The sequence below is a fragment of the Pleomorphomonas diazotrophica genome, from assembly GCF_002844595.1.
Lineage (GTDB): Bacteria > Pseudomonadota > Alphaproteobacteria > Rhizobiales > Pleomorphomonadaceae > Pleomorphomonas > Pleomorphomonas diazotrophica.
On the sequence record NZ_PJNW01000002.1, the window covers coordinates 1,071,625 to 1,093,577 of the forward strand.

A 21,953-nucleotide genomic window follows, 5' to 3' on the forward strand; every position below is an offset into this window, starting at 1 on the left:
GTCAGGCGGCCTTCTTGCCCGACTTGTTCGTCTGGCGTGCCATCCAGGCCATGATCTTCGGCGCCAGGCTCTCGAACACCCGGTCGAGCTGGGTGTCGGGCAGCCGCATGAGGCTGGCGCTGGTCCGCTCCCAAAGCTCGAGCTGGCGGGGTGCCGGCATCCGATCGATGATGGCGATCGCCTCGGCGACGCCATCGGCCGCAGGCGGGTCGGACAGCATCAGTCCGACGATCTTCTCCTGTCGATCGACGGTCTCGCCGGAGAGCTGCAGCAGCTCGGTCATGTTGTCGGCAAGCGGGTGAGCCGATATCCGCCGGCGCACGCTCTCGGAGAGGCCTTTCGCAACCTTGATCGCGTTCTGGACCGAGCGTTCGGAGATCTGCAGGACGTTCGCCGCTGCGAGCGAGAACCTTTTCGCAAAATCCTGCGAATTGGTCTGCGCCTCGATTCCTCGCCGCTTTCCACCGCGCCGATCGACAGCATTCGCCGTCTCGTAGATCTCCTTCCAGGCGATCAGATGAATGGCCCGGTCGAGCGCCGTCAGCGGGTAGGTCAGCATGCGCGAGCGGATCTCGCGCAGCCGGATTTCCGCTTCGTCCAGGAACTCGGCCAGGTCGAACACCCGCGCCTCGATCTCGTCGAGGCCGAGCAGCCTGGTCGCCTCGATGCGCTGATTGCCCTTGATCAGCCGATAGCCCTTTTCCAGGGCGACAACTTCGATCGGCTGCCACTGCGGCCGGCCGGCCTCGCGTGTCTCATCGGCCAGCGCCTGGGCCCAATCCAGATTGATCGCGCGCAGCGCCTTGCTGCGGTCGATATCGGCGATCTTGATGCTCTGAACCTGCATTTCCACCCTCTTCAAACACGCTTCCAACTGGCGTTCGGGGGACCGGCCGAGGCGGGCACCTGGGCCGGATGCCGGAGCGTCAGGCGGCGGCCTTGCTGTTGGAGGTTGGGACAATTTCGTACCAGTCATCGGCGAGCAGGTCGGTCGCGGACGGCGTCCAGCCGGTGACCATCTGGCCATTTCTGGTTCTGGCGTCGAAGCGGGGCAGCCGCGTCACAGTGTCCGTGTCGCCGGGCTGGAAATACCTGAGAGGAATTCCCCAGGTGCCGGCGTAACTGAAGTGCTTGTCGAACTCGATTTCCGCAGCCGGTTTGTCGATGCTGCCCTTCACGAACATCATGAGTTCATGATTGTTGTCGCCATGGCGACAGGCGGCCTTGCCATCCAGCATCAGCTGCAGTGCTTCCTGAAAGGTCATCTCGATCTCCTGAAAAGGGCCGCCAGGCCGGAACAACCTGGCGGCCAGGTCTGGGAGGAATGCTGCCGCCGCCTGGCTCCTCACCACTTCCGCAGGTGACGCGATCCCCCTACAATCGAGCTGCTCAACTCGTGTTTGCAGGGGGAATGGAAATGGCTGAAAGCCGGGAGATCGCCGCGCTACGCACGCAAGTGCGGCGGCTGACGGAGAGAGTTGACGAGTTGGAGAGACAGCTCGAGGAACACCGCAACTTCGAACCCGATACGACGGTGGCCGACTGTCTCGAGTCCACGGAACACTTCGTTTTCGCGATGCTGCTGATCGAGCTGCACGAGACCGTTCCGGACTTCTCGATTGGCAAGTTCCGAGAGAAGATCCTGGCCCTGCAGGAGCAGTCGAACGCGGCGATGCCCAGTTCCAATGCGGATGAGCGTCTCTTCGGTGCGGTCATCGCGGCGCGAACGAACGAACTCATAGCTGAACTCATCCCGCCGGTTGATAAAGAGGATGGCTGACGCGGCGCAGTTCGCTTCTCAAGATGCGCCGATACCCTTCCTTCTGAGCCTCCACGATCCGTCGCCCAGCGGCTCGGCGCTCCTTCGGCCGCACGAAGTCGTCTTGCTGGAAAAGAAGGAACTGCAGGGCCGCCTGAGCTCGATCGGCAGCGGCCTTCGCTGCCTCGTCGAAGCGGCGCGACATCAGCACTTGTTCTTCGGTGGGTCGGCAGCCCATGCGGGCCAGCGCAATGCGGAGGTCCATCGCCTCTGCGGCCACGAGATGAGCTTCGCGTTGGTACCTGCAGGCGAGATCGGCGAGGCCGGGCTGATTGACCAAGATCACCCTCCCAGGCTCTGGCTGGCGGCAGCGATCAACCAGCTCGTCACGCCGGCGCCGAGCAGCGCCGTGGCCAGCGCTCCGCAGAAGTCGCGCAGGCAGAACGGCACCACGTCGACGATGCGCCGGCGCAGCATGTCATGAGGGATACGGATTTCTGACATCGGGGCCATTACGCAGCCTCCGCACTGTCAACAGCGGTTGTACGTGATTGCCTCGATTCCCCGACCGTTTTGTGAGATTGATCAGTCAGCGCTGACCTATCGGGTTCCGGCCGGCCAGCGCGGGCAGTCAGATACATGCCCGGGTAGAGCTCATGCATCGGCACGCCGAGGATCCGCGAGATCACAACGGCTGCGCGGTAATTGAGACCCCGCAGGGCCTGGCGGGCAGCGCCGCTGTAAAGCGGTGGTTCCTGCCCGTCGCCAAGGCGATCGATGGCGGCAAGGGTGTAGCCCCTCTTCGCCAGCTCCGCCTTGATGTCCGGTGAGGTCCAAACCTCGGGCATGACTGCTCCTATTTCACCGACGGGCGGTTCTCCGCCCGTTTTCTTGGCGTGCCGCTCTACGGTTGGAGATCGGAAGCGGTACGTCGTTGGAGCGGTTATCGCAGAATTTTGGCGAAACATCAATACTTGGACACCAAAAGATTGGCGTCAGAGTTCGGAAAGCGACCGGCAGGGGCGCAAATCGACAATAGTTTGATGTTTCACACGGTTTTTCGGTATCCGACCTGATCAGGGACTCTGACCATTCGTCAGAGTTTGGACAATGGCGCACTCTTTCGCCGATCGGTTACGGTTGGCACTGGACGCGGAAGACGTCACAGTCCCTGAGCTGTCGAGGCGCTCGGGGGTTGGCGAGTCGACAATCAGAAACTGGCTTTCGGCAAAGCCGTCGGTGCCCAGCGCCGAGTATGCAGCCGAGATTGCCCACGCCTTGAGTATCTCCCTTCAGTGGCTCATCGCCGGGCGGGGAGAGATGCGCCCAGAAGACCATTGCTTTCGCGAGGATCAGGCGCGATACCGCATCGACGATGCAGGGATATCCGGCTTGGTTGTTGTTCGCAGGCTCGATGGATATGCTTTGACCGAGCAGGAACATCTGGCGGAAATTCTGGCGTTTCCGGCCAGTATGTTGACCAGAATGGGCCTGTCAGCCTCCACGGCGCGGCTGCTCATCGTGCGCGGCGACAGCATGGCCCCCACGCTGCAGCACGGCGACCTGGTTCTGCTCGATACGACCGTTGAAAGCGTCAAGGAATCCGCCATTTTTGCCGTCAGTGTCGACGATCGGGTGTTCGTAAAGCGCATTCAGCCGCGCTATGATGGCTCTCTGCAGGTCGTGTCAGACAACCCCGTCTATCCGCCCGAAAAGATCTCGGCGACGGACGCCGCCGCGCTCAAGATCGTCGGCCAGGTGCGCTGGTTCGGGCGCAGCATCTAGAGTGTGAGGTCAAAATGCCGATTTGCCCTAAATGCGGTCAGACACGCCAAGTTGAGGTGATGAGAGGCGACATTTGTATATATTGCAGTAACATAGCCTCCATGCAGGTCGACGATGAAGCGATTGATCGCGATCGTATGGCATTGAACCGCGATCGAGCCGCCAATGTTTCGGTCGTTTCGCTCGATAAAGCGGCCTCGTCAGTCATACTTACGACGGCGTTCGACATTCCTGGGCGGGAGACTGGCGAGATCGTCGACATTGTCGGCGCCGAGGTTGCTATCGGCGTGAACATTTTCAAGGACATAGCCAACGCTTGGCGCGATACGTTCGGAGGGCGTTCAAACACGGTTCAAACGACGTTGCGCGATGCGAGAGTGCAGTGCCAGGCAGAGCTGCGGCGGGAAGCATTTCGCATCGGCGCCGACGCCGTCATCGGCGTCCGATTCGCCTACAGCGAGGCTTCGGTGGCAACCGGTACCGGCGGCGGCATCTTGTTCGTCTCGGCCACCGGCACCGCCGTTTCCCTCGGCGACTGACCGCGACGCCAGGCGTCTATGTCGTCGACGTGAGGTGCCATTTGATCTTGCGCGCCACCCAGCTGGTGGAATGTCGCCTCTATCCGCTTTTTTTCTTTCCCCTCAACGCCTTCCCAGCTCTTCCCGCCTTTTCCCGGATATTCCCGCCAAGTGCCATGTGTTCTTGCGGGTTACACTGACGGACCTGCCGGTCAGGGCAATCGACATCTGCCTCAGAACTCGTAGGTGTGGCGGACGGTGATCCGCCGGCGCTCCTTGCGCATGAGGAAGCAGCTCGAGGCGCATCCCTCACTCCAGGCGCGCGGCACCGGATGACGGCACCGGATAAACGGACACTTGACGGCGTCCTGTGACAAATCGCTCATGATTGCTTCTCGTCTTGGTCGTCGGTTCTTGTTGTGCAGCAACATACCATACGACTTTAGTATTAGTCACCCTTGGGACGATCACGAAGTCGCGTTCGCTCCGGCTGGGATAGTTGGAAAGTGCGAATTCGGTAAAGGTTTGGTTTTTCCTTTTTGCGACTTTCGTCTAGTAAGAGGGCGTCAACGCTCCCTTTGAGGTGCCGCCATGCCGGTCGCTATCGATTCCGCTCTTGATCAAGCCGGCATCGGCCCGTTCCAGCGCCGTCTCCTTGGCATCTTCGGCCTGGTCTGGGCGGCGGATGCCATGCAGGTGTTGGCGGTCGGCTTCACGGCCCCGTCGATCGCCGCCAGTTTCGGTCTTTCGGTGCCGGAAGCGCTGCAGACCGGCACCCTGTTCTTCCTGGGCATGATGATCGGCGCGGCCCTGTTCGGCCGGCTTGCCGACCGCATCGGCCGCCGGCGAGTGTTGCTGGTCACCGTCGCCTGCGACGGCGTCTTCGGCCTTGCCTCGGTGTTCGCGCCGAGTTTCGAGCTGCTGCTCATCGCCCGCTTTCTGACCGGCGCCGCCGTGGGCGGCACGCTGCCGGTCGATTACGCCATGATGGCGGAGTTCCTGCCGTCGGACCGGCGCGGACGCTGGCTGGTCATGCTGGAGGCTTTCTGGGCGGTGGGCACGGTCATCGTGGCACTCGCCGCCTGGGCTGCCGCGTCGGCAGGTCTGACGGATGCCTGGCGGACCATTTTCCTTGTGACGGCCGTCCCGGCGCTGGTCGGCTTCTGGCTTCGCCTGATGGTTCCGGAGTCCCCACTCTATCTGTTGCGCAGGGGCCGGGGCGATGAGGCACGCGCCGTCATTGACCGGGTTCTGACGGCCAACGGCAAGGCGCCGCTCTCCGGACCACTGGCGTCGGGCGAGGCGCCGCAATCCGTCCGGCTGCTGTCGCCGGAACTCAGACCGCGAACGCTGCTGATGCTCGCCATCTGGTTCCTGGTGTCGCTCAGTTACTACGGCATCTTCACGTGGATGCCGGCCCGCCTTGCCGGTGAAGGCTTCGGCTTCGTGCGTGGATATGGCTTCCTGGTCATCGTCGCGCTGGCCCAGCTTCCGGGCTACGCGCTGGCCGCCTGGGGCGTCGAGCGGGCTGGCCGCAAGCCGACCCTGGTGGCCTTCCTGCTGCTGTCGGCGGCCGGATGCGCGCTGTTCGTGGTGGCCGGCAATGCAACCCTGGTGGCGACTGCCATCCTGCTGATGAGCTTCTCGCTCCTCGGCACCTGGGGTGCGCTCTACGCCTACACGCCGGAACTCTATCCGACGGCGGCACGGGCGAGCGGCATGGGCGCCGCCGGCGCCATGGCCCGGCTCGGCGGCCTGTTGGCTCCATCTCTCCTGTCGCTCTTGATCGCGCGCAGCTTCGGCGCAGCGGTGGCGCTGTTCGCCGTGCTGCTAATTCTCGCCGCCGTGGCAGCGTCGCGGATCGACGCCGAGACCCGACGCCAAGCGCTCGACTGATCGATCAGCGACTGCAGATGTTTCCCTGCGGCATTCAGTGGCCCGATCTAGTCATCCGGCCCTGAATTGCTGATGACTATCTTCAATTTTCGGTCGAAGTTATCAAAAATGATCATTTTCGATCAAATTCTAGGGATTCATGCGAAGTTGTGAGCGCCAAGGCGAGCCAATAGCTTTCAATTTGGTTCAGCCTCGGGCGCCTTCATGTCGAGGGTCAATCCTTCGAGGCGACCCAAGCCCTACCCGTCACAGCCATCGACGGGCCGGGAAAAGCGGCCTCAGGAGGAACAGAGCATGGCCCATCGCATGATTCTCAACGAGACGTCCTATTTCGGCGCCGGCGCCCGTGCCGAGCTGGTCGGCGAGGTGCAGCGCCGCGGCTACAAGAAGGCGCTGGTCGTCACCGATGCGGTGCTAGTCAAGGCCGGCACCGTTGCCAAGGTGACCAGCCTCCTGGAGGCCGCCGGCCTCAAATACGAGCTGTTCGACAAGGTGATGCCCAACCCGACCATCGGCGTCGTCAAGGAGGGCGTTGCCGCCTTCGCGGCGGCCAAAGCCGATTATCTCATCGCCATCGGCGGCGGCTCGCCACAGGATACCGCCAAGGCGATCGGCATCATCACCAACAATCCCGAGTTTGCCGACGTACGCAGCCTTGAGGGATTTGCGCCGACCAAGAAGCCGTCGGTGCCGATCATTGCGTTGGCGACCACCGCCGGCACGGCCGCCGAGGTGACCATCAACTACGTGATCACCGACGAGGAGAAGCGTCGCAAGTTCGTCTGCATCGACCCGCATGACATTCCGGTGGTGGCCATCATCGACAGCGAACTCATGGCCACCATGCCGGCACCTCTCAAGGCCGCCACCGGCATGGATGCGCTGACCCACGCCATCGAAGGCTATATCACCAAGGGCGCCTGGGAGCTCTCCGACGCGCTGCACATCAAGGCGATCGAGATCATCGGCCGCTCGCTGCGCGCCTCCTGCGCCGGTGACGCCAAGGGCGTCGAGGAGATGGCGCTCGGCCAGTATGTGGCCGGCATGGGCTTCTCCAACGTTGGCCTCGGCCTGGTCCACTCCATGGCCCATCCGCTCGGCGCCTTCTACAACACGCCGCACGGCGTCGCCAACGCGGTGCTGCTGCCGACGGTCATGGCCTACAATGCCGACTTCACCGGCGAGAAATACCGGCATATCGCGGCGGCTCTGGGCGTTGTCGGCACCGAGATCATGCCGATCGCCGAGGTGCGCAAGGCGGCCGTGGCGGCGGTTCAGAAGCTCTCCACCGATGTCGGCATTCCCGCCCGGCTGAGCGAGGTGGGCGTCAACGCCGGAGACGTTCCGGATCTCGCCAAGGCAGCGCTCGCCGATGTCTGCACCGGCGGCAACCCGCGCGACACAAGCGTTTCCGAGATCGAGGCGCTCTACAGGTCCATCCTCTGAGCCCATCGGCCTGCGGACCATATGAAAGACCATTGGCGGCGCCCTCCGGGGCGCCGTCTGCGTTTCCGTCTCCGGACTTTGCGGCGCGACAACGAGAGCGGGCAGCGGGCCCGGTAAGGTGCAATCATCGAACAACGGAGAGCACCGATGTCCCTTGATACGGTCAACCCAACTACCACACTGGACGTGCGGCGGCTGCCCTGCGAGCTGCGCCGTGCCACGATCATCGAGAGCTTCGATGCCCTGGAACCCGGGCAATCGATGGAAATCGTCAACAGCTTCGATCCCGTTCCGCTGCGCCAGCATTTCGAGGAACGCACCCTGGTCGGGTTCGGCTGGGACTATATCGAACAGGGCCCGGAGATCTGGCGCATCCGACTGACCCGGAGGTGAGATCATGAAGCCGCAGATCCTCGCCGCTCTTGCGACGGTCGACGATCCCGAGCTCGGCATCGACATCGTCGCGCTGGGTCTCGTCCGCCGCCTCGATATCGGCGACGGCACCGTCCATGTCGAGCTGATGATGACGACGCCTACCTGCCCGCTGGGCAGCCTCATCGGCGAGAATGCCCGCGCCGCGGTGGAAAAGGCCCTAGGCGCCGGATGGACAGTAACCGTCGCGATCGACAAGGCAGCCGTCTGGTCGCCGGAACTTGCCGATCCCGCCGTCCGCTCGCGCTTCGAGCGCCAGCCCTCGCGCTTCGAGGCGGCCGTGTCGAAGCTCGCCGCCGGCCTTTTCGGTCGCTGAAAAGCCGACGAGACCCAATATCCATTCCGAGTCTTCTGCGGAGCTCCAAATGAAACTCACCCCGTTTCTCCGCATCGCCCTGGCCGTGACCGCAGCGGCTTCGCTGGTCGCCGGCCTCACCGGTGGCCTTGCCCGGTTGGGCGTGGTTGCGCCGGTCGGCGATACCGCGGACATGCACGGGGCGATCATGGCCTCGGGCTTCTTCGGCACGTTGATTTCGCTGGAGCGCGCCGTCGCCGATGGCCGCCTCGCGGCGCTCCTGGTCCCGGCCGTATCGGCGGCGGGCGGCATTCTGCTGCTCTTCGGTTATGCCGAGGCAACCGCGCCGCTGTTTCTAGTCGCCGGTCTGGGTTTGACGCTGTTGACCGGCCTTGCCGCCTGGAAGCTACCAACCCTGTTCACCGGGCTGATGACGGCCGGCGCCGCCCTGTGGCCGCTCGGAACCCTGTTCTGGATGTCCGACCGCACATTGCCGGAGGTGGGCTATGTCTGGCTCGGATTCCTGATCCTGACCGTCGTCGCCGAACGGATCGAACTGTCGCGGCTCCTCAGGCCGACGCTGGCGGCTCGTGGTCTGCTCGTCCTTCTCGTCATCCTGTTTGCGCTGGCGCTCGGGTTGGGGCAGCCGTGGAACGGCTCGGCGCTTCTCTCCGTCACGCTCGCCGGCATCGCGCTTTGGCTTCTCAGGGAAGACATCGCGCTCCGCACCGTGCGCACCACGGGCTTTGCGCGCTTCTCCGCCCTGCTGTTGATCTCAGGTTACGGCTGGCTGATCGTCGCCGCCGCGAGCCTCTACCTGCTGCCGCCGGGCGAGGCGGTCTACGGCCATGACGCGGCTATCCATGCCATCGCCGTCGGCTTCATCCTGTCGATGGTGTTCGCCCACGCGCCGATCATCCTGCCAGCCGTCACCGGAGCCCCGGTCCGATACGTGCCGGTTCTCTACCTGCCGGCGGCCTTGCTCCAGATCGCGATCGGCCTGCGCATCGTCTTCGATGCCGTGGAGGCGACCGAATACTTGCATTGCCCGGCGTGGCTGACCATCGCCGCCATCGTGGCCTATGTTGCACTGCTGCTCGGTACCATGGTGGTCAGACCCAAAGCGGCGACCGCCTGAAACCCCCTCAACTCGCCTTGAGCCAGTTTTCCATCAACCGATCATGCAGCGTCGAAGACGCGCGATAGGCGCGGCAGCGGTTGCGGCCGACGCGCTTGGCCTCGGTCAATGCCACGCCGGCGGCCATCATCAACGGTTCTATATCGGGGCCGACGTCAGCCACCGCGGCGACGCCGGCGCTGGTCGTCAGCGGAATATACTCGCCGCTTTCGGAGATCAGCCTCAGTTCCTCGGTTCGCCGGCAAAGATACTCGGCAATCGACAGGCCGACGTCGAGCCGGATCGAAGGCATGAACAGCGCAAACTCCTCGTCACCGACACGGGCGACGATGTCGGGCGGCCGCACCTCTCGATGCAGCACTTGCGCGAAAGCCTTCAAGGCCCGATCCCCTTCCTCCCGACCGAAGCGATCGTTGACCAGGCGGAAATGATCGAGATCGAACACCATCAGCACACCGCGATCGCCGCCGCCCTGCAGCAGTGCCTCGGCGGCACAAAAGAACGCCGTCCGGTTCGGCAAGCCGGTGAGAGCATCCATCTCGGCGGCTCTCCGATGCAAGCGAGCGTCGCGCTGGGCGAGGAGCGTCAGCATGGCGACCACCAGGAACAGCGTGAACAGCAGCGCTTCGACGACGCCGGCGACGAACAGCGGCGACTGATCGAAGCTGCCGCCGAAGCCCATTTCCGGAGCGAAGATCAATAGCGGCACCCGGAGCCCATAAATCGCCCCATGAACGGCGAACAGAACGGCCGTCGGCAGCCGGGCCGGCAACGGCTCGATCCGGCGCCGCTGCAAGAGCTTTATGGCGATCGCTAGGGAATAGACCGCCATGACGGATGCGGCCAGCGCACCGTGCAGTTCCGGCTCGTCGCGCAGGAAGGGAAGCGCCACGAACGGCAGCCAGGCGACCGCGCCCAGCAGCGCCTTCCAGAGGACCGGCCGGCAGCCCTCGAAAAGCTGGAAGCCGAGCCAGATCAGGCCGTAGGCGAAGGCCAGCATGGCATTGCCGAACAGAACCGAGGTCCAGTCCGGCACCACCGGACGCACGAGATAGAAGGCACAGGCGACGGCGCCGAACCACGGGGACGCGGCCCAGATGCCCAGCGCAACCTTGCGGCGCTCCGTCAGCCAGATGAAACCAAAGGCCGTGCCGGCCGTCGCGCCGCCCAACACGCCCATCAACAATAAGGTTGAAACGCTGACCAGATCGCTCATGACGACCTCCACGCTTTGGTATCGCGGGGTCACCTCACTCAGGAAGAGCTATTCCAATACTCAATTGTGTCAGAAAAGTGTGAATTTCTGGGCGCAAATCCAAGAATTTCCAAATTTCCGGCAGGTTTAGCGCCACCCTTTTCCTTTGAGCGACGTCAGCGAGGGATATCGTCCCTTCGGCACCGGCGCGGGAGGCGGTGGGGGCGGCGTCGGCTTGAGCTTCAGCTTCTGCGGCTCGATGGGCGCAAGCGTCTTGGATGCGCCGGATTTTGCGTCCTCGACCATGCGGACGAGCTTCAGCAAAACGGCCGCGGTGCCCTTAAGCCGCTGCTCGGCTTCGGGCCAATCGCGGGTGAGCACGATCTTCTGGTCCGGCCGTATCTTGGCCAGCGATCCCTGCTCGCCAATGTATTGAACCAGCGCCGCCGGGTTCTCGAACTTGCCGTCGCGGAAAGACAGAACAAGCCCCTTCGGGCCGGCGTCGATCTTCTCGATGTTGGCCTTGCGGCACAAACTCTTGATGGTGATGGTCTTGAGGAGATGCTCGACCTCCTCCGGCAGCGGGCCGAAGCGGTCGATCAGCTCGGCGCCGAAGGCGTCGATCGAGCCGCCATCCTCCAGCTCGGCAAGGCGCCGGTACAGACCGAGGCGAAGTTGCAGGTCGGGCACATAATGGTCGGGGATCATCACCGGCGTACCGAGCGTGATCTGAGGCGACCACTGGTCCTCGGCAACTTCGTCGACGATGCCGGCCTTGAGCTGGGCGACCGCCTCTTCCAGCATCTGCTGATAGAGCTCATAGCCGACCTCGCGGATGTGGCCGGATTGTTCCTCACCAAGCAGGTTGCCGGCACCGCGCAAGTCGAGGTCGTGGCTTGCCAACTGGAAGCCGGCGCCGAGCGTGTCGAGCGACTGCAACACCTTGAGCCGGCGGTCGGCAACCGCGTTGACCCGGTTTTCCGGCGGCGTCGTGAAGATGGCGTAAGCGCGTGTCTTGGAGCGGCCGACACGCCCTTTGAGCTGGTAGAGCTGGGCGAGGCCGAACATGTCGGCGCGGTGGATGATCAGCGTGTTGGCTGTGGGAATGTCGAGGCCGGATTCGACGATGGTGGTCGACAGCAGCACGTCATACTGGCCTTCGTAGAAGGCGTTCATGATGTCCTCGAGCTGCGTCGCGGCCATCTGCCCGTGGGCTACGGCCACCTTCACCTCCGGCACGTGCTTTTCCAAGAACTCGTGCTGGCTGGCGAGGTCTGCGACGCGCGGGCAGACGTAGAACACCTGCCCTCCCCGGTATTTCTCCCTGAGGATTGCCTCGCGGACGATCAGCGGGTCGAAGGGCGTCACGAAGGTGCGCACTGCCAGGCGATCGACCGGCGGCGTAGCAATCAGCGACAGTTCGCGGACGCCGGTCAGCGCCAGTTGCAGCGTGCGCGGAATGGGCGTGGCGCTGAGCGTCAACACATGCACATCGGACTTGAGCTCCTTCAGCCGTTCCTTGTGCTTGACGCCGAAATGCTGCTCCTCGTCGATGATCAGCAGGCCGAGATCCTTGAACTCAATGCCCTTGGCGAGAAGCGCGTGGGTGCCCACCGCAACGTCCACCGTGCCGTCGGCAAGGCCCGCTTTGGTGGCGGCGAGATCCTTGGACGGCACGAGGCGCGAGGCCTGCCGCACCTGGATCGGCAAGCCCTTGAATCGCTCCTGGAACGTGCGGAAATGCTGGCGCGACAGGAGCGTCGTGGGTACGACGACGGCCACCTGCTTGCCGCTCATCGCCGCGAGGAAAGCGGCACGCAGGGCCACTTCCGTCTTGCCGAAGCCGACGTCGCCACAGACGAGGCGATCCATGGGCCGGCCGGATGACAGGTCGCCGGCCACCGCCTCGATGGCTGTAAGCTGATCCTCCGTCTCGTCATAGGGGAAGCGGGCGGCGAAATCGTCGTAGAGACCCTCGGGCGGCGACAGCACCGGCGCGGTCTTGAGAAGACGAGCGGCCGCTGTCTTGATCAGCTCGTCGGCGATCTCGCGGATGCGCTTCTTCAGCCGGGCCTTGCGCGCCTGCCAGGCGCCGCCACCCAGCTTGTCGAGCTGAGCCTCGGCATCGTCGGAGCCGTAGCGGCTCAGAAGCTCGATGTTTTCGACCGGCAGGAACAGCTTGTCGCCGCCGGCGTAGACGATCTCCAGGCAGTCGTGCGGGGCACCCGCCGCCTCGATGGTCTTGAGGCCGACGAAACGGCCGATGCCGTGATCGACGTGGACGACCAGATCGCCTTCGGCAAGGCTGGTCGCCTCCTTGATGAAGTTCTCCGCCTTCTTTCGGCTCTTGGCGCCGCGCACCAGGCGGTCGCCCAGAACATCCTGTTCGGCGATGACCACGAAGCCCGGCACCTCGAAGCCGGTCTCGATGCCGAGGATGGCGAGCGGAAGCACGCCGGCCGGCGCCTTGAGCGCCGCATCGAGATGGGCCACAAGCTCGGTCGCCTGCCCCCCGTGATCGCGGATGACCTGTGCCAGACGATCGCGTGAGCCTTCCGACCAGCAGGCGAGGATCACCCGGCGCTTTTCCGCGGCCAGCGACGCGATATGCTTCACCAACGCGTCGAAGATATTGACGTCGCCGGCCGCCCGCTCGGCCGCGAAGGAACGGCCGGTCTTGCCGCCGAAATCCACCAGTTTGACCGAGGATTGTTCAGGCCGGTTGAACGGTGTCAGACGGGCAACGGCGCGCCGGGCTAGAAGACCCTGCAACTCGCTCTCGGCGAGGTAGAGCGTGGTCGGCGGCATCGGCTTGTAGGGAGCGCCGGAGCCACCCGTCTTCAGGGTGTCGAGGCGGGCTTCGTAGTGATCGGCAACCGCGGTCAGGCGTTCGTTGATCGCCTCGTCAACCAGCGGGTCGACCATGACCGGCGCATCGCCGGTATAATCGAACAGTGTGCCGAGCCGCTCGTGGAACAGCGGCAGCCAATGCTCGATGCCGGCGTAGCGTCGTCCTTCGCTCACCGCCTCATACATCGGATCGCCCGACGTGGCGGCGCCGAAGGCGGCAACATAGCCCTGCCGGAACCGCTTGATCGAGGCCGGCGTGATCTGCACCTCGCTCATCGGCACGAGGTCGAGGCGTTTCAACTGCCCGGTGGAGCGCTGCGTCTCCGGGTCGAAGGTGCGGATGGATTCAAGCTGGTCGCCGAAGAAATCGAGGCGCACCGGCGCTTCCGTTCCCGGCGCGTAAAGATCGAGAATGCCTCCACGCACGGCGTATTCGCCGGTGTCGCGCACCGTTGACGAGCGGGAGAAACCGGCGTCCTCCAGCCAGGCGGTGAGCTTGCCCATGTCGGCGATGTTTCCGGGCGCCAGCGTCATCACCTGACCCGACACCATGGAGGGCGGCACCACGCGCTGCACCAGCGCGTTGACGGTGGTCAGCAGCACGAAGGGCCTGGCGTCCCCGGCATGCGCCGCCAGCTCCGACAGTGTCGTCATGCGTCGCGCCACCACGGCCGGCGTCGGAGACACCCGGTCATAGGGAAGGCAGTCCCAACCGGGGAACTCCAGCACGCCGACTTCCGGGGCAAAGAAAGCCAGCGCGCGCTGGAGCTGCTGCAACCGCTGGCCGTCGCGAGCGACGTAGACGGCATCAAGACCTCGCCGCTTTTCCGACCTTACAAGCTCGGCCAGCGCCAGCGCTTCGGCGCCGTCGGGAACGGCTGCAACCGTGACTGCAGAAAAGTCGGACAGCAGGCTGGACCAGGACGTGGGCATGGCGAACGGATATCTGCTCAGGAGGGAAAGGGGTTCTTCTAAAGCATCCCGAGGCAAAAGGAAACCCCACAGCGGAACGGTAAATCAATAAATTACAATGAGTTAGCGATTCATCGAACGAGCCTGGTTCAGGCAATCCCACCGAGACGACCCTGGAGGAGCCTATGGCGAGGTGGCGACACAGGTCCCGTTCATTCATTCTTCAGCACGCTTGGTATTTTTCCATATCCGTAGGGCAATCCGTTTAGCGGTGGCCCTATAAAGGGTTATCAGGGCCCGCCCCTCCCTGGCAGGCGATTTTTGTCGGTCGATACCGAAAAGGATCCCGTGGTGAGCACGCTTCTGCATGTGCCGTCCCTGCTGATCGCCGCCGCCGTCACCGGCGCCTGCGTGTCGGCCAGCCATCTTCTGACTTGGCGGGCCGTGAGGAACGAAGTCAGCGTCCTCCTGTGGGGCATCGCCTACGGTCTCACGACGCTATCCATGGTGATGGCCGGGTTGCGCGGTGCCATCCCGGCTTTCCTGTCCGTTGTAGTCAGCAACACGTTCCTGTTGCTGGCGCTGGGCCTCGTCTGGCTCGGCTATCGCCGCTTCCTAGGCAAGGTCGGTCGTCATGATCTTCTTCTGGCCGCGCTTGGCGGATTGGCCTGGCTGGCCTTCGCCTGCGATCGGCAGCTGTTCGCCGACATCAACCTCAGGGTACACGTCGTTTCGGCCATCCAGTTCATTTATCTCCTGATGGTCGCGTCGGATCTCGTCGCCCACCAGCGGAAGGAACCATTGCCGGCTCTATCGCTGACAACCGCGGCCATCGTCGTCCAGCAGGCGCTGTTATTGGCGCGCGTTATCTATCTCCTGATTTCGCCTCTCAATTCGTCCACCGCCGTCCTGCCCACCGGCACGCCGATTGCTCTGACGCTGATCGGGTCGACCGGCTTCATCGTCTTCTTCGGCGTCCTTCAGCTGGCTCTGGTCGGGCAGCGCTCGGAGCGGCGGTATCGCATGGCGGCGGAAACCGACGGACTGACCGGGCTCGCCAACCGCCGTCGGTTTCTGGACGACGTTCTGTCGCATCTGGCCGGCGCCCCGAACCGCGGTGCGCTGATCCTGTTCGATCTCGATCACTTCAAGCGCATCAACGACACGCATGGTCACCTGACCGGTGATCGTGCGCTGGTCGAGTTCGCCGGCATTCTCGCCAACGCGACGCCCGATCGGGCCGTCGCCGCCCGGATCGGCGGCGAGGAGTTCGCCCTTTTCCTGCCCGATGGCGATGCGACCACGGCGACCGTGCTCGCCGAGCATATCCGTCAGCTCACCCGGGCCTTCGCATTGAAAACCGTCAAGGATCAACTCCGCATCACGGTCAGTGTCGGGGTCGCCGATATCGCGGAGGTCGGTCCCGATTACGAGGCGCTCCACAGCGCGGCGGACGTGGCTCTCTACAAGGCCAAGAGCGACGGCCGCGACCGCGTCGCCGTCTATCGCTGGTGCCCGCCGCGCAGGCAGATAGCGGTTGCTTGCGATGACCGGGTTGGCAAGGCGGTATCCGCGGCAGTCTGAACCGTCTCAGCCGGTCAGAGGATGGGATTGAGCGAAGGCCAGCACCTTGGCGAACACTCCCTTCGACGCGCTCTCCGGCACCGGCGCCTTGCCCAGGATCCAGCCGAACAGCTCACGATCGTCGACCTCCAACAGGGCCTCGAACTCATCGAGTTCGCCATCGGTCAACTCGCCGATGGCACTGTCGGCGAAGCGGCCGAGCAGAAGATCCAGCTCGCGCGTGCCGCGGTGCCAGGCGTGATAGAGAATTTTCCGGCGTCGCGGCGAAAGATCGTCGGACGTGCGGCTGAGCCCGGACATCGGTGTGTCTCCCGGAAATCGATCAGGACCTTCGGCGCGCAAGGAGCCGTCTTGTCCTCGTCTGTTAGCCGATACTTCCGGTGAAAGTAAACCATCGCCGGTTGTCCGCCATATCCGCGACTGCCGAAGGCTGCTATAGGAGGCAACCTTTTCAAGCACTGTCTCGGCTTTTTCCGTCATGAGTTCCGCTTCTTCCGGCCGCTGGTCCGAGCTTGTCGCGCCGGCCTACCTCGCTGCCTCGCTGACGTTGATGCTCGCCGCGGCCATCTTCGCCTTCAATGCCTTCCTGGTATCGACGGCGATGCCGACGGCGGTGGACGAGTTGCATGGCGAGGCCTACCTTTCCTGGACGCTCACCGTCTATATCGTCGCCTCGATCACCGCCGGCGCCTCGGCACCGCTCCTCAAGGCGCGCTTCGGCGCGCGGCCCTGTCTGTTCGTGGCAAGTGGCGTGTTCGCCGTCGGCACGCTCGCCGCAGCCCTGTCGCCCAGCATGGAGCTCGTGCTGGTCGGCCGCGCGATTCAGGGGGCTGGCGAGGGCCTCGTTGCCGCCGTTGCTTTCGCGCTGATCCCCCAGCTCTTTCCGTCGCGGCTGGTTTCCAAGCTGTTCGGTGCCGAGGCGATCGTCTGGGCCGCCGCGGCCTTCGGCGGTCCGGTATTGGCTGGCGTGATCACCGAGTTCGTGAGCTGGCGCGCCGCCTTCCTCGTCAACCTGCCGATCGTCGCCATATTCCTGGTGCTGGTTCACATGGCGGTGCCACAGGAGGAGCGCGACCAAGATGCCGGCATCTTTCCCGGCCTGAGACTGGGACTGGTGGCGGTAGCCATGATGGCCATCTCGGTCGCCGCCGTCGCGCTCGAGGAGCCGTGGCAGGCCGCTCTGGTGGTGGCGGGTGCCGCTCTCTGCCTGACCGCTGCCGTGCGCATCGATCTTTCCGCTCGCGTATCGATCCTGCCGCGTGGCGCCTTCGGCTTTTCGAGCGTAGCGGGGGTGGGCCTGTGGGCGATCTTCCTGCTGCCGCTCGCCCAATCGGTCACCGGCGTGTTTCTCGTCTACGCGGTGCAGCACCTATGGGGATATGGGCCGGCCGTGGCCGGTGGCATCGGCGCCATTCTGGCCGTCGCCTGGAGCACCGGGGCGGTGACCGTCGCCAACTATGACGGCATGGCAAGACGGTTGCGGTTCGTCGCCATCGGAACCTCCGTGGTGGTGGTGGGATTACTGGTCGGTCTTGCCTCCATGACCCAACTCCTCCTCTCGCTGGTCATGCTCGGTCAACTGGTGATCGGCCTCGGCATGGGCATAGCCTGGGGCAGCCTTTGCCAGGTGGTCATGGAAACCCACCCCGAAGGTGAGCGAGACAAGGCGTCAGCGCTTCTTCCGACGCTGCAATCGGCCGGTTATGCGGCGGGCTCGGCGGTGTTCGGTCTCGTCGGCAATCTCGCGGGCTTCGCCACCGATCGCTCGCCTGAAGGGCTTCGCTTCGCGATGATCGTCGCCTTCGCCTCCGCCGTGCTGCTGGCGCTGCCGCCTCTCGCCCTAGCGCTTCGCATGGGCCGGCTTCATCGGGCCGGCCCAACGATATAACTCCAGGCGTCAGATCATCACGTCGGCGCCGGGGACGATGCCGACGGCCTGCAGATAGGCAACGACGCGCTCGGCCAGGAGGTCGGCGGCCTCCGCGGTGGTATCGAGACAGATCTCAGGCCGATCGGGCGCCTCGTAAGGCGAGGAGACGCCGGTGAAGCGGGCGATCTCGCCGGCTCGCGCCTTGGCGTAGAGCCCCTTGGGGTCGCGCGCCTCTGCCACGTCGAGCGGCGTGTCGACGAACACCTCGACGAACTCGCCGTCCTCCACTAGCTCGCGCGCCAGCTGCCGCTCGGCGCGGAACGGCGAGATGAAGGACACCAGCACAATCAGGCCAGCATCGACGAACAGCTTGGCCGTCTCGGCGACGCGGCGGATGTTCTCCACGCGATCAGCGTCCGAGAAGCCGAGATCGCGGTTGAGACCGTGGCGCACGTTGTCGCCGTCGAGGATATAGGCGTGGCGGCCAAGCGCCGTCAGCTTCTTCTCGACGAGGTTGGCAATGGTGGACTTGCCGGCACCAGAGAGGCCGGTGAACCAGACGACGGCCGGCTTCTGCCCCTTAGCCAATGCCCGTGCCCGCTTGTCGACATCCAGCGCCTGCCAATGGATGTTGCCGGCCCGGCGAAGCCCATGATCGATCATGCCGGCCCCGACGGTGAGGTTGGACAGCCGATCGATGACGATGAAGGCTCCTGTCTCACGATTGACAGCGTAGGGGTCGAAAGCGACAGGTTCGGACAAGGAAAGGTTGGCGACGCCGACTTCGTTGAGAGCAAGGCTCCTCGCCGGCAGTTCGCCACCGGTATTGACGTCGATCTTGTGCCGGATGGACGTCACCTGCGCTGTAACCTGACGGGCGCCGATCTTGAGAAGATAGGGACGTCCGGGTAAGAGCGGCTCGTCGGCCATCCAGATCAGATGGGCGGCGAACTGGTCGGACACCTCCGGCCGGTCGGTGGTGCCGGACAAAACGTCGCCACGCGAAATGTCGATCTCGTCGGCGAGCGTCAGAGTCACCGCCTCGCCGGCCGACGCGGCGTCGAGGTCGCCATCGAAGGTAACGATGGACTTCACGGTGGACGTCCTGCCGGACTTGGCCACCACCACGGCGTCGCCCCGCCGCACGGTTCCCGAGGCGATAGTGCCCGAAAAGCCGCGAAAGTCGAGATTGGGCCTGTTAACCCACTGCACCGGCAGACGGAATGCCCTGGTGGACGCGTCGTCATCGACCGCCACGTTTTCCAGGTGTTCGACCAGCGTCGGACCCGAATACCAGGGCATGCGAAGGCTGCGCTCCAGCACGTTGTCGCCATAGCGGGCGCTGAGCGGAATGGCCGTCAGCGTCTCAAAGCCGAGATCGGCGGCAAAGGCCCGGTAGTCGGCGACGATGTCCTCGAAGATGGCTTCGGAAAAGTCGACGAGGTCGATCTTGTTGACCGCCAGCACCACGTGGCGGATGCCGACCAGCGACACGATGAAGGAGTGGCGGCGGGTCTGGGTCAGCACGCCACGCCGCGCGTCGATGAGGATCACCGCGAGGTCGGACGTGGAGGCGCCGGTCGCCATGTTGCGGGTATACTGCTCATGGCCGGGCGTGTCGGCGACAATGAACTTGCGCTTGTCCGTCGAGAAGAAGCGATAGGCGACGTCGATGGTGATGCCCTGCTCGCGTTCGGCTTCCAGGCCGTCGACGAGCAATGCGAGGTCGATGTCGTCGCCGACGGTACCGTGCTTGCGCGAGTCTTTCTCCAGGCTCAGGAGCTGGTCTTCGAACAGCAGCTTGGAATCATAGAGCAACCGGCCGATCAACGTCGACTTGCCGTCGTCAACCGAACCACAGGTAAGGAAACGCAGCAGGCTCTTTTTCTCGTGCCGGCCGAGATAATCGGTGAAGGCGGAGGCGTCGGCGGTGACGTTCGGGTCGATGGCGTTCATCAGAAATAGCCTTCGCGCTTCTTCTTTTCCATGGAGGCGGAATCGTCGTGGTCAATCAGGCGGCCAGACCGCTCGGACGTCCTGGCAATCAGCATCTCGCGGACGATTTCCGGCAGGGTCGCCGCATCGCTCTCGACGGCGGCGGTCAAGGGGTAGCAGCCGAGCGTGCGGAAGCGGACCCGGCGCAGCTCGGGCGTCTCGCCCGGTTGAAGCGGCAGGCGATCGTCATCGACCATGATCCATTGGCCGCCCCGGTTCACCACCGGACGCTCGGCGGAGAAGTAGAGCGGCACGATCGGGATCTTCTCGAGCAGGATGTACTGCCAGATATCGAGCTCGGTCCAGTTGGACAGCGGGAAGACGCGGATGCTCTCACCTGGCCGGACGCGGGAGTTGTAGAGGTGCCAGAGCTCGGGACGCTGGTTCTTGGGGTCCCAGGCGTGACTTTCGGTGCGGAAGGAAAAGACGCGTTCCTTCGCCCTGCTCTTCTCCTCGTCACGGCGGGCACCGCCAAAGGCCGCATCGAAGCCGTGCGCCGTCAGCGCTTGTTTCAGTGCATCGGTCTTCATGATGTTGGTATAGACCGACGAGCCGTGGGTGAACGGAGTGATGCCGGCGGCGACGCCATCCTGGTTGGTATGGACCAGGAGATCGAGCCCTTCCTCTCTCACCGTCGCGTCGCGGAAGGCGATCATCTCGCGGAACTTCCAGGTGGTGTCGACGTGCAGCAGCGGGAACGGCAACTTGCCGGGATAGAAAGCCTTGAGAGCCAGGCGCAGCATGACCGAGCTGTCCTTGCCGATGGAATAGAGCATCACCGGATTGCGGAACTCGGCCGCAACCTCGCGGATGATGTGGATGGCTTCCGCTTCAAGACGCTTCAAATGGGTCAGACGATCCTGGGACACCTGAACTCACCTCGGGCGCGACCGGCGTCGCGGCTTCCCTCCCCAGCCCCTTTGGCCGAAGATAATGGCGAAGCGGTACCAAGCCCCCTCATTGCTCTCAAGAAAGCGCGCACTCCGGCCAAAGGAGAAAAGAGAAAATCTTTCCTTCTGTAGCGTTTTGTCTTGGCTGGCAGCGGATACGAGCCAATAAATCCTATGGCCTATTAGATTAGTATTCTAATGGCAATCGACCTCAACCCTTCTCGGGCGCGGCGGCCGTCGACCCGCGCACGATAAGCTGCACCGGCCACACCTCGGCCACCGCGCCCGGCTTCTGCCCGGCGACGCGAGCCAGAGCCATCTCCGCCACACGCGTGCCGGCGGCGCGGATCGACGACCGCGTCGTTGTAAGCTGCGGGTGGAACTGATCGGCGGGAAAGGCGGGCATCTCGTCGTCATGGGCGACGATGGAGAGGTCGCGCGGCACTTCCAGACCGAGTTCGGCGGCTGCCCGCAGCACGCCGAGCGCCACCAGAATGGAGCCGCACAGGATGGCTGTCGGCCGAGCGTCGCTTTCCAGCGCCTGGCGGGCGCAACGATAGGCGTTCTCGGCCGTCATGGGCATGAAATGCTCATCGAGCATGTCGCTCGGCAGGCCGGCGGCGGCGAAGGCGACGGCGGCGCCCCGCGACCGGTCCTGGGCAAAGGTGAAATGCTCCTCGCCGTTGATCAGCATGACGCGCCGATGGCCGAGCTGGATCAGGAAGCTGGTTGCCTGCTGGAAGGCACCGAAGTTGTCGATGTCGATGAAGGAAATGCCGACCGGGTCCGGGGGACGGCCGTGCACGACGAAGGGAAACTTCAGCTCGCTGAGCAAGGCAATCCGCTCGTCGGCAACCTTGGGACCTGTCAGAATGACGACGTCGACCGTACCATCGCGGGCCAAGCGTCCGAAGGTGACAATCTCGTCGCGCGGCGTCGAGGGACTGATTAGAATATCGAAGCCCTGCTTGGCGCTCGTTTCGGCCACGCCGGCCAAGTATTCGACGAAAAGCGGATCCATGAGCGCATTTCGCTCGGCGTTGAACACGACGCCTAAAGCGTGGGCACGCCCGGTTGCGAGCCGCCGGGCCGCCGGACTGGGGCGATATCCGAAACGTTGCGCTGCGGCGAGAACGATTTCCCGGGTCTTTTCGCTGACTTCTGGGTACCCGTTAAGCGCGCGACTGACGGTCGTCTGCGACAGGTGCAGCTCGGCGGCCAATTCCTTAAGATTCATTGTCAATTTCCGTCGCCATCGGAAGCCGTCTCGTTCTTCCCCCATGGACCGGGAGCCGACGCCGATGGGCCTGCCTTATCATTTGTAGCGGTATTGTTACACCCATTGTCCAGCCTGCTCAAAGGATCGGCATCATCGAATACGCGGAACC

General features: G+C 64.0%; 22 protein-coding genes. 10 read left to right on the forward strand and 12 right to left on the reverse strand.

Annotation, left to right across the window (positions count from 1 at the left end; genetic code table 11):
• Window position 1: 1 nt before the first annotated feature.
• Window positions 2–847 (reverse strand): ParB N-terminal domain-containing protein, encoded by an 846-nt coding sequence (locus tag CXZ10_RS06040; protein ID WP_101288166.1) that lies wholly within the window; start codon window positions 845–847, stop codon window positions 2–4.
• A gap of 79 nt (window positions 848–926) precedes the next feature.
• Entirely contained in the window at window positions 927–1,265 is a 339-nt protein-coding gene (locus CXZ10_RS06045; RefSeq protein WP_101288167.1) for a Thoeris anti-defense Tad2 family protein, read from the reverse strand.
• Between the two features lie 152 nt (window positions 1,266–1,417).
• Between CXZ10_RS06045 and CXZ10_RS06050 the strand changes: the two genes are divergently transcribed.
• Window positions 1,418–1,780 (forward strand): hypothetical protein, encoded by a 363-nt coding sequence (locus tag CXZ10_RS06050; protein ID WP_101288168.1) that lies wholly within the window; start codon window positions 1,418–1,420, stop codon window positions 1,778–1,780.
• Here the strand turns inward: CXZ10_RS06050 and CXZ10_RS21320 are convergent.
• Genes CXZ10_RS21320 through CXZ10_RS06060 form a run of 3 tightly spaced genes read right to left on the reverse strand, consistent with a single transcriptional unit; the run spans window position 1,749 to window position 2,607 of the window.
• Complete coding sequence (locus CXZ10_RS21320; RefSeq protein WP_143741478.1) at window positions 1,749–2,099, reverse strand: hypothetical protein; 351 nt, start codon at window positions 2,097–2,099, stop codon at window positions 1,749–1,751. The two genes, CXZ10_RS06050 and CXZ10_RS21320, sit on opposite strands and share 32 nt — an antisense overlap.
• Window positions 2,100–2,101: 2 nt before the next feature.
• Window positions 2,102–2,272: a hypothetical protein gene (locus tag CXZ10_RS21470; protein WP_180335875.1), complete on the reverse strand. Its 171-nt coding sequence runs from the start codon at window positions 2,270–2,272 to the stop codon at window positions 2,102–2,104.
• On the reverse strand, window positions 2,272–2,607 hold the full coding sequence (locus CXZ10_RS06060) for a helix-turn-helix domain-containing protein (RefSeq protein ID WP_180335876.1): 336 nt from the start codon (window positions 2,605–2,607) through the stop codon (window positions 2,272–2,274). The genes CXZ10_RS21470 and CXZ10_RS06060 overlap by 1 nt, the downstream gene beginning before the upstream one ends.
• 262 nt (window positions 2,608–2,869) lie before the next feature.
• Between CXZ10_RS06060 and CXZ10_RS06065 the strand changes: the two genes are divergently transcribed.
• Together CXZ10_RS06065 and CXZ10_RS06070 are read left to right on the forward strand one after the other, a co-directional pair.
• A complete protein-coding gene (locus CXZ10_RS06065) occupies window positions 2,870–3,544 on the forward strand; it encodes a LexA family transcriptional regulator (RefSeq protein WP_101288171.1) in 675 nt (224 codons plus the stop codon).
• Window positions 3,545–3,645: 101 nt separating this feature from the next.
• Window positions 3,646–4,083, forward strand: coding sequence for a YbjQ family protein (locus tag CXZ10_RS06070; RefSeq protein WP_244617060.1), 438 nt, complete (start codon window positions 3,646–3,648; stop codon window positions 4,081–4,083).
• A gap of 212 nt (window positions 4,084–4,295) precedes the next feature.
• Here the strand turns inward: CXZ10_RS06070 and CXZ10_RS21475 are convergent, their stop codons facing one another.
• Window positions 4,296–4,448 carry a hypothetical protein gene (locus CXZ10_RS21475; protein ID WP_180335877.1) on the reverse strand — a complete coding sequence of 51 codons (153 nt, stop codon included), beginning with the start codon at window positions 4,446–4,448 and terminating at the stop codon, window positions 4,296–4,298.
• A 205-nt stretch (window positions 4,449–4,653) separates the two neighbouring features.
• On the opposite strand from CXZ10_RS21475, the gene CXZ10_RS06075 reads away from it, so the two are divergent.
• From CXZ10_RS06075 to CXZ10_RS06095, 5 genes are all read left to right on the forward strand, one after another.
• On the forward strand, window positions 4,654–5,958 hold the full coding sequence (locus CXZ10_RS06075) for an MFS transporter (RefSeq protein ID WP_101288172.1): 1,305 nt from the start codon (window positions 4,654–4,656) through the stop codon (window positions 5,956–5,958).
• 294 nt (window positions 5,959–6,252) lie between these two features.
• Window positions 6,253–7,404 carry a lactaldehyde reductase gene (fucO, locus tag CXZ10_RS06080; protein WP_101288173.1) on the forward strand — a complete coding sequence of 384 codons (1,152 nt, stop codon included), beginning with the start codon at window positions 6,253–6,255 and terminating at the stop codon, window positions 7,402–7,404.
• Window positions 7,405–7,551: 147 nt separating this feature from the next.
• A complete protein-coding gene (locus tag CXZ10_RS06085; RefSeq protein WP_101288174.1) occupies window positions 7,552–7,797 on the forward strand; it encodes a DUF2249 domain-containing protein in 246 nt (81 codons plus the stop codon).
• A gap of 4 nt (window positions 7,798–7,801) precedes the next feature.
• A complete protein-coding gene (locus CXZ10_RS06090; RefSeq protein WP_101288175.1) occupies window positions 7,802–8,152 on the forward strand; it encodes a metal-sulfur cluster assembly factor in 351 nt (116 codons plus the stop codon).
• Window positions 8,153–8,201: 49 nt separating this feature from the next.
• A complete protein-coding gene (locus CXZ10_RS06095) occupies window positions 8,202–9,269 on the forward strand; it encodes a hypothetical protein (protein ID WP_101288176.1) in 1,068 nt (355 codons plus the stop codon).
• A gap of 7 nt (window positions 9,270–9,276) precedes the next feature.
• Here CXZ10_RS06095 and CXZ10_RS06100 read toward each other — a convergent pair whose 3' ends face one another.
• A complete protein-coding gene (locus tag CXZ10_RS06100; protein ID WP_101288177.1) occupies window positions 9,277–10,485 on the reverse strand; it encodes a GGDEF domain-containing protein in 1,209 nt (402 codons plus the stop codon).
• 126 nt (window positions 10,486–10,611) lie between these two features.
• Window positions 10,612–14,247, reverse strand: a complete 3,636-nt coding sequence (mfd, locus tag CXZ10_RS06105) for a transcription-repair coupling factor (protein WP_101288178.1) — start codon at window positions 14,245–14,247, stop codon at window positions 10,612–10,614.
• A gap of 330 nt (window positions 14,248–14,577) precedes the next feature.
• Here mfd and CXZ10_RS06110 point away from each other — a divergent pair, with 330 nt between their 5' ends.
• Complete coding sequence (locus tag CXZ10_RS06110) at window positions 14,578–15,810, forward strand: GGDEF domain-containing protein (protein ID WP_143741480.1); 1,233 nt, start codon at window positions 14,578–14,580, stop codon at window positions 15,808–15,810.
• 6 nt (window positions 15,811–15,816) lie between these two features.
• Here CXZ10_RS06110 and CXZ10_RS06115 read toward each other — a convergent pair whose 3' ends face one another.
• Window positions 15,817–16,110, reverse strand: a complete 294-nt coding sequence (locus CXZ10_RS06115) for an FAD assembly factor SdhE (RefSeq protein ID WP_101288180.1) — start codon at window positions 16,108–16,110, stop codon at window positions 15,817–15,819.
• Window positions 16,111–16,288: 178 nt separating this feature from the next.
• On the opposite strand from CXZ10_RS06115, the gene CXZ10_RS06120 reads away from it, so the two are divergent.
• The gene (locus tag CXZ10_RS06120) at window positions 16,289–17,698 is read left to right on the forward strand and encodes an MFS transporter (protein ID WP_101288181.1); all 1,410 of its coding nucleotides are present in this window, start codon (window positions 16,289–16,291) and stop codon (window positions 17,696–17,698) included.
• Window positions 17,699–17,707: 9 nt separating this feature from the next.
• Here CXZ10_RS06120 and cysN read toward each other — a convergent pair whose 3' ends face one another.
• The 3 genes from cysN to CXZ10_RS06135 form a co-directional block, all read right to left on the reverse strand.
• Window positions 17,708–19,636: a sulfate adenylyltransferase subunit CysN gene (cysN, locus tag CXZ10_RS06125; RefSeq protein WP_101288182.1), complete on the reverse strand. Its 1,929-nt coding sequence runs from the start codon at window positions 19,634–19,636 to the stop codon at window positions 17,708–17,710.
• Window positions 19,636–20,544 (reverse strand): sulfate adenylyltransferase subunit CysD, encoded by a 909-nt coding sequence (cysD, locus tag CXZ10_RS06130; RefSeq protein ID WP_180335878.1) that lies wholly within the window; start codon window positions 20,542–20,544, stop codon window positions 19,636–19,638. The genes cysN and cysD overlap by 1 nt, the downstream gene beginning before the upstream one ends.
• A gap of 232 nt (window positions 20,545–20,776) precedes the next feature.
• A complete protein-coding gene (locus CXZ10_RS06135) occupies window positions 20,777–21,847 on the reverse strand; it encodes a LacI family DNA-binding transcriptional regulator (protein ID WP_143741481.1) in 1,071 nt (356 codons plus the stop codon).
• Window positions 21,848–21,953 lie beyond the last annotated feature (106 nt).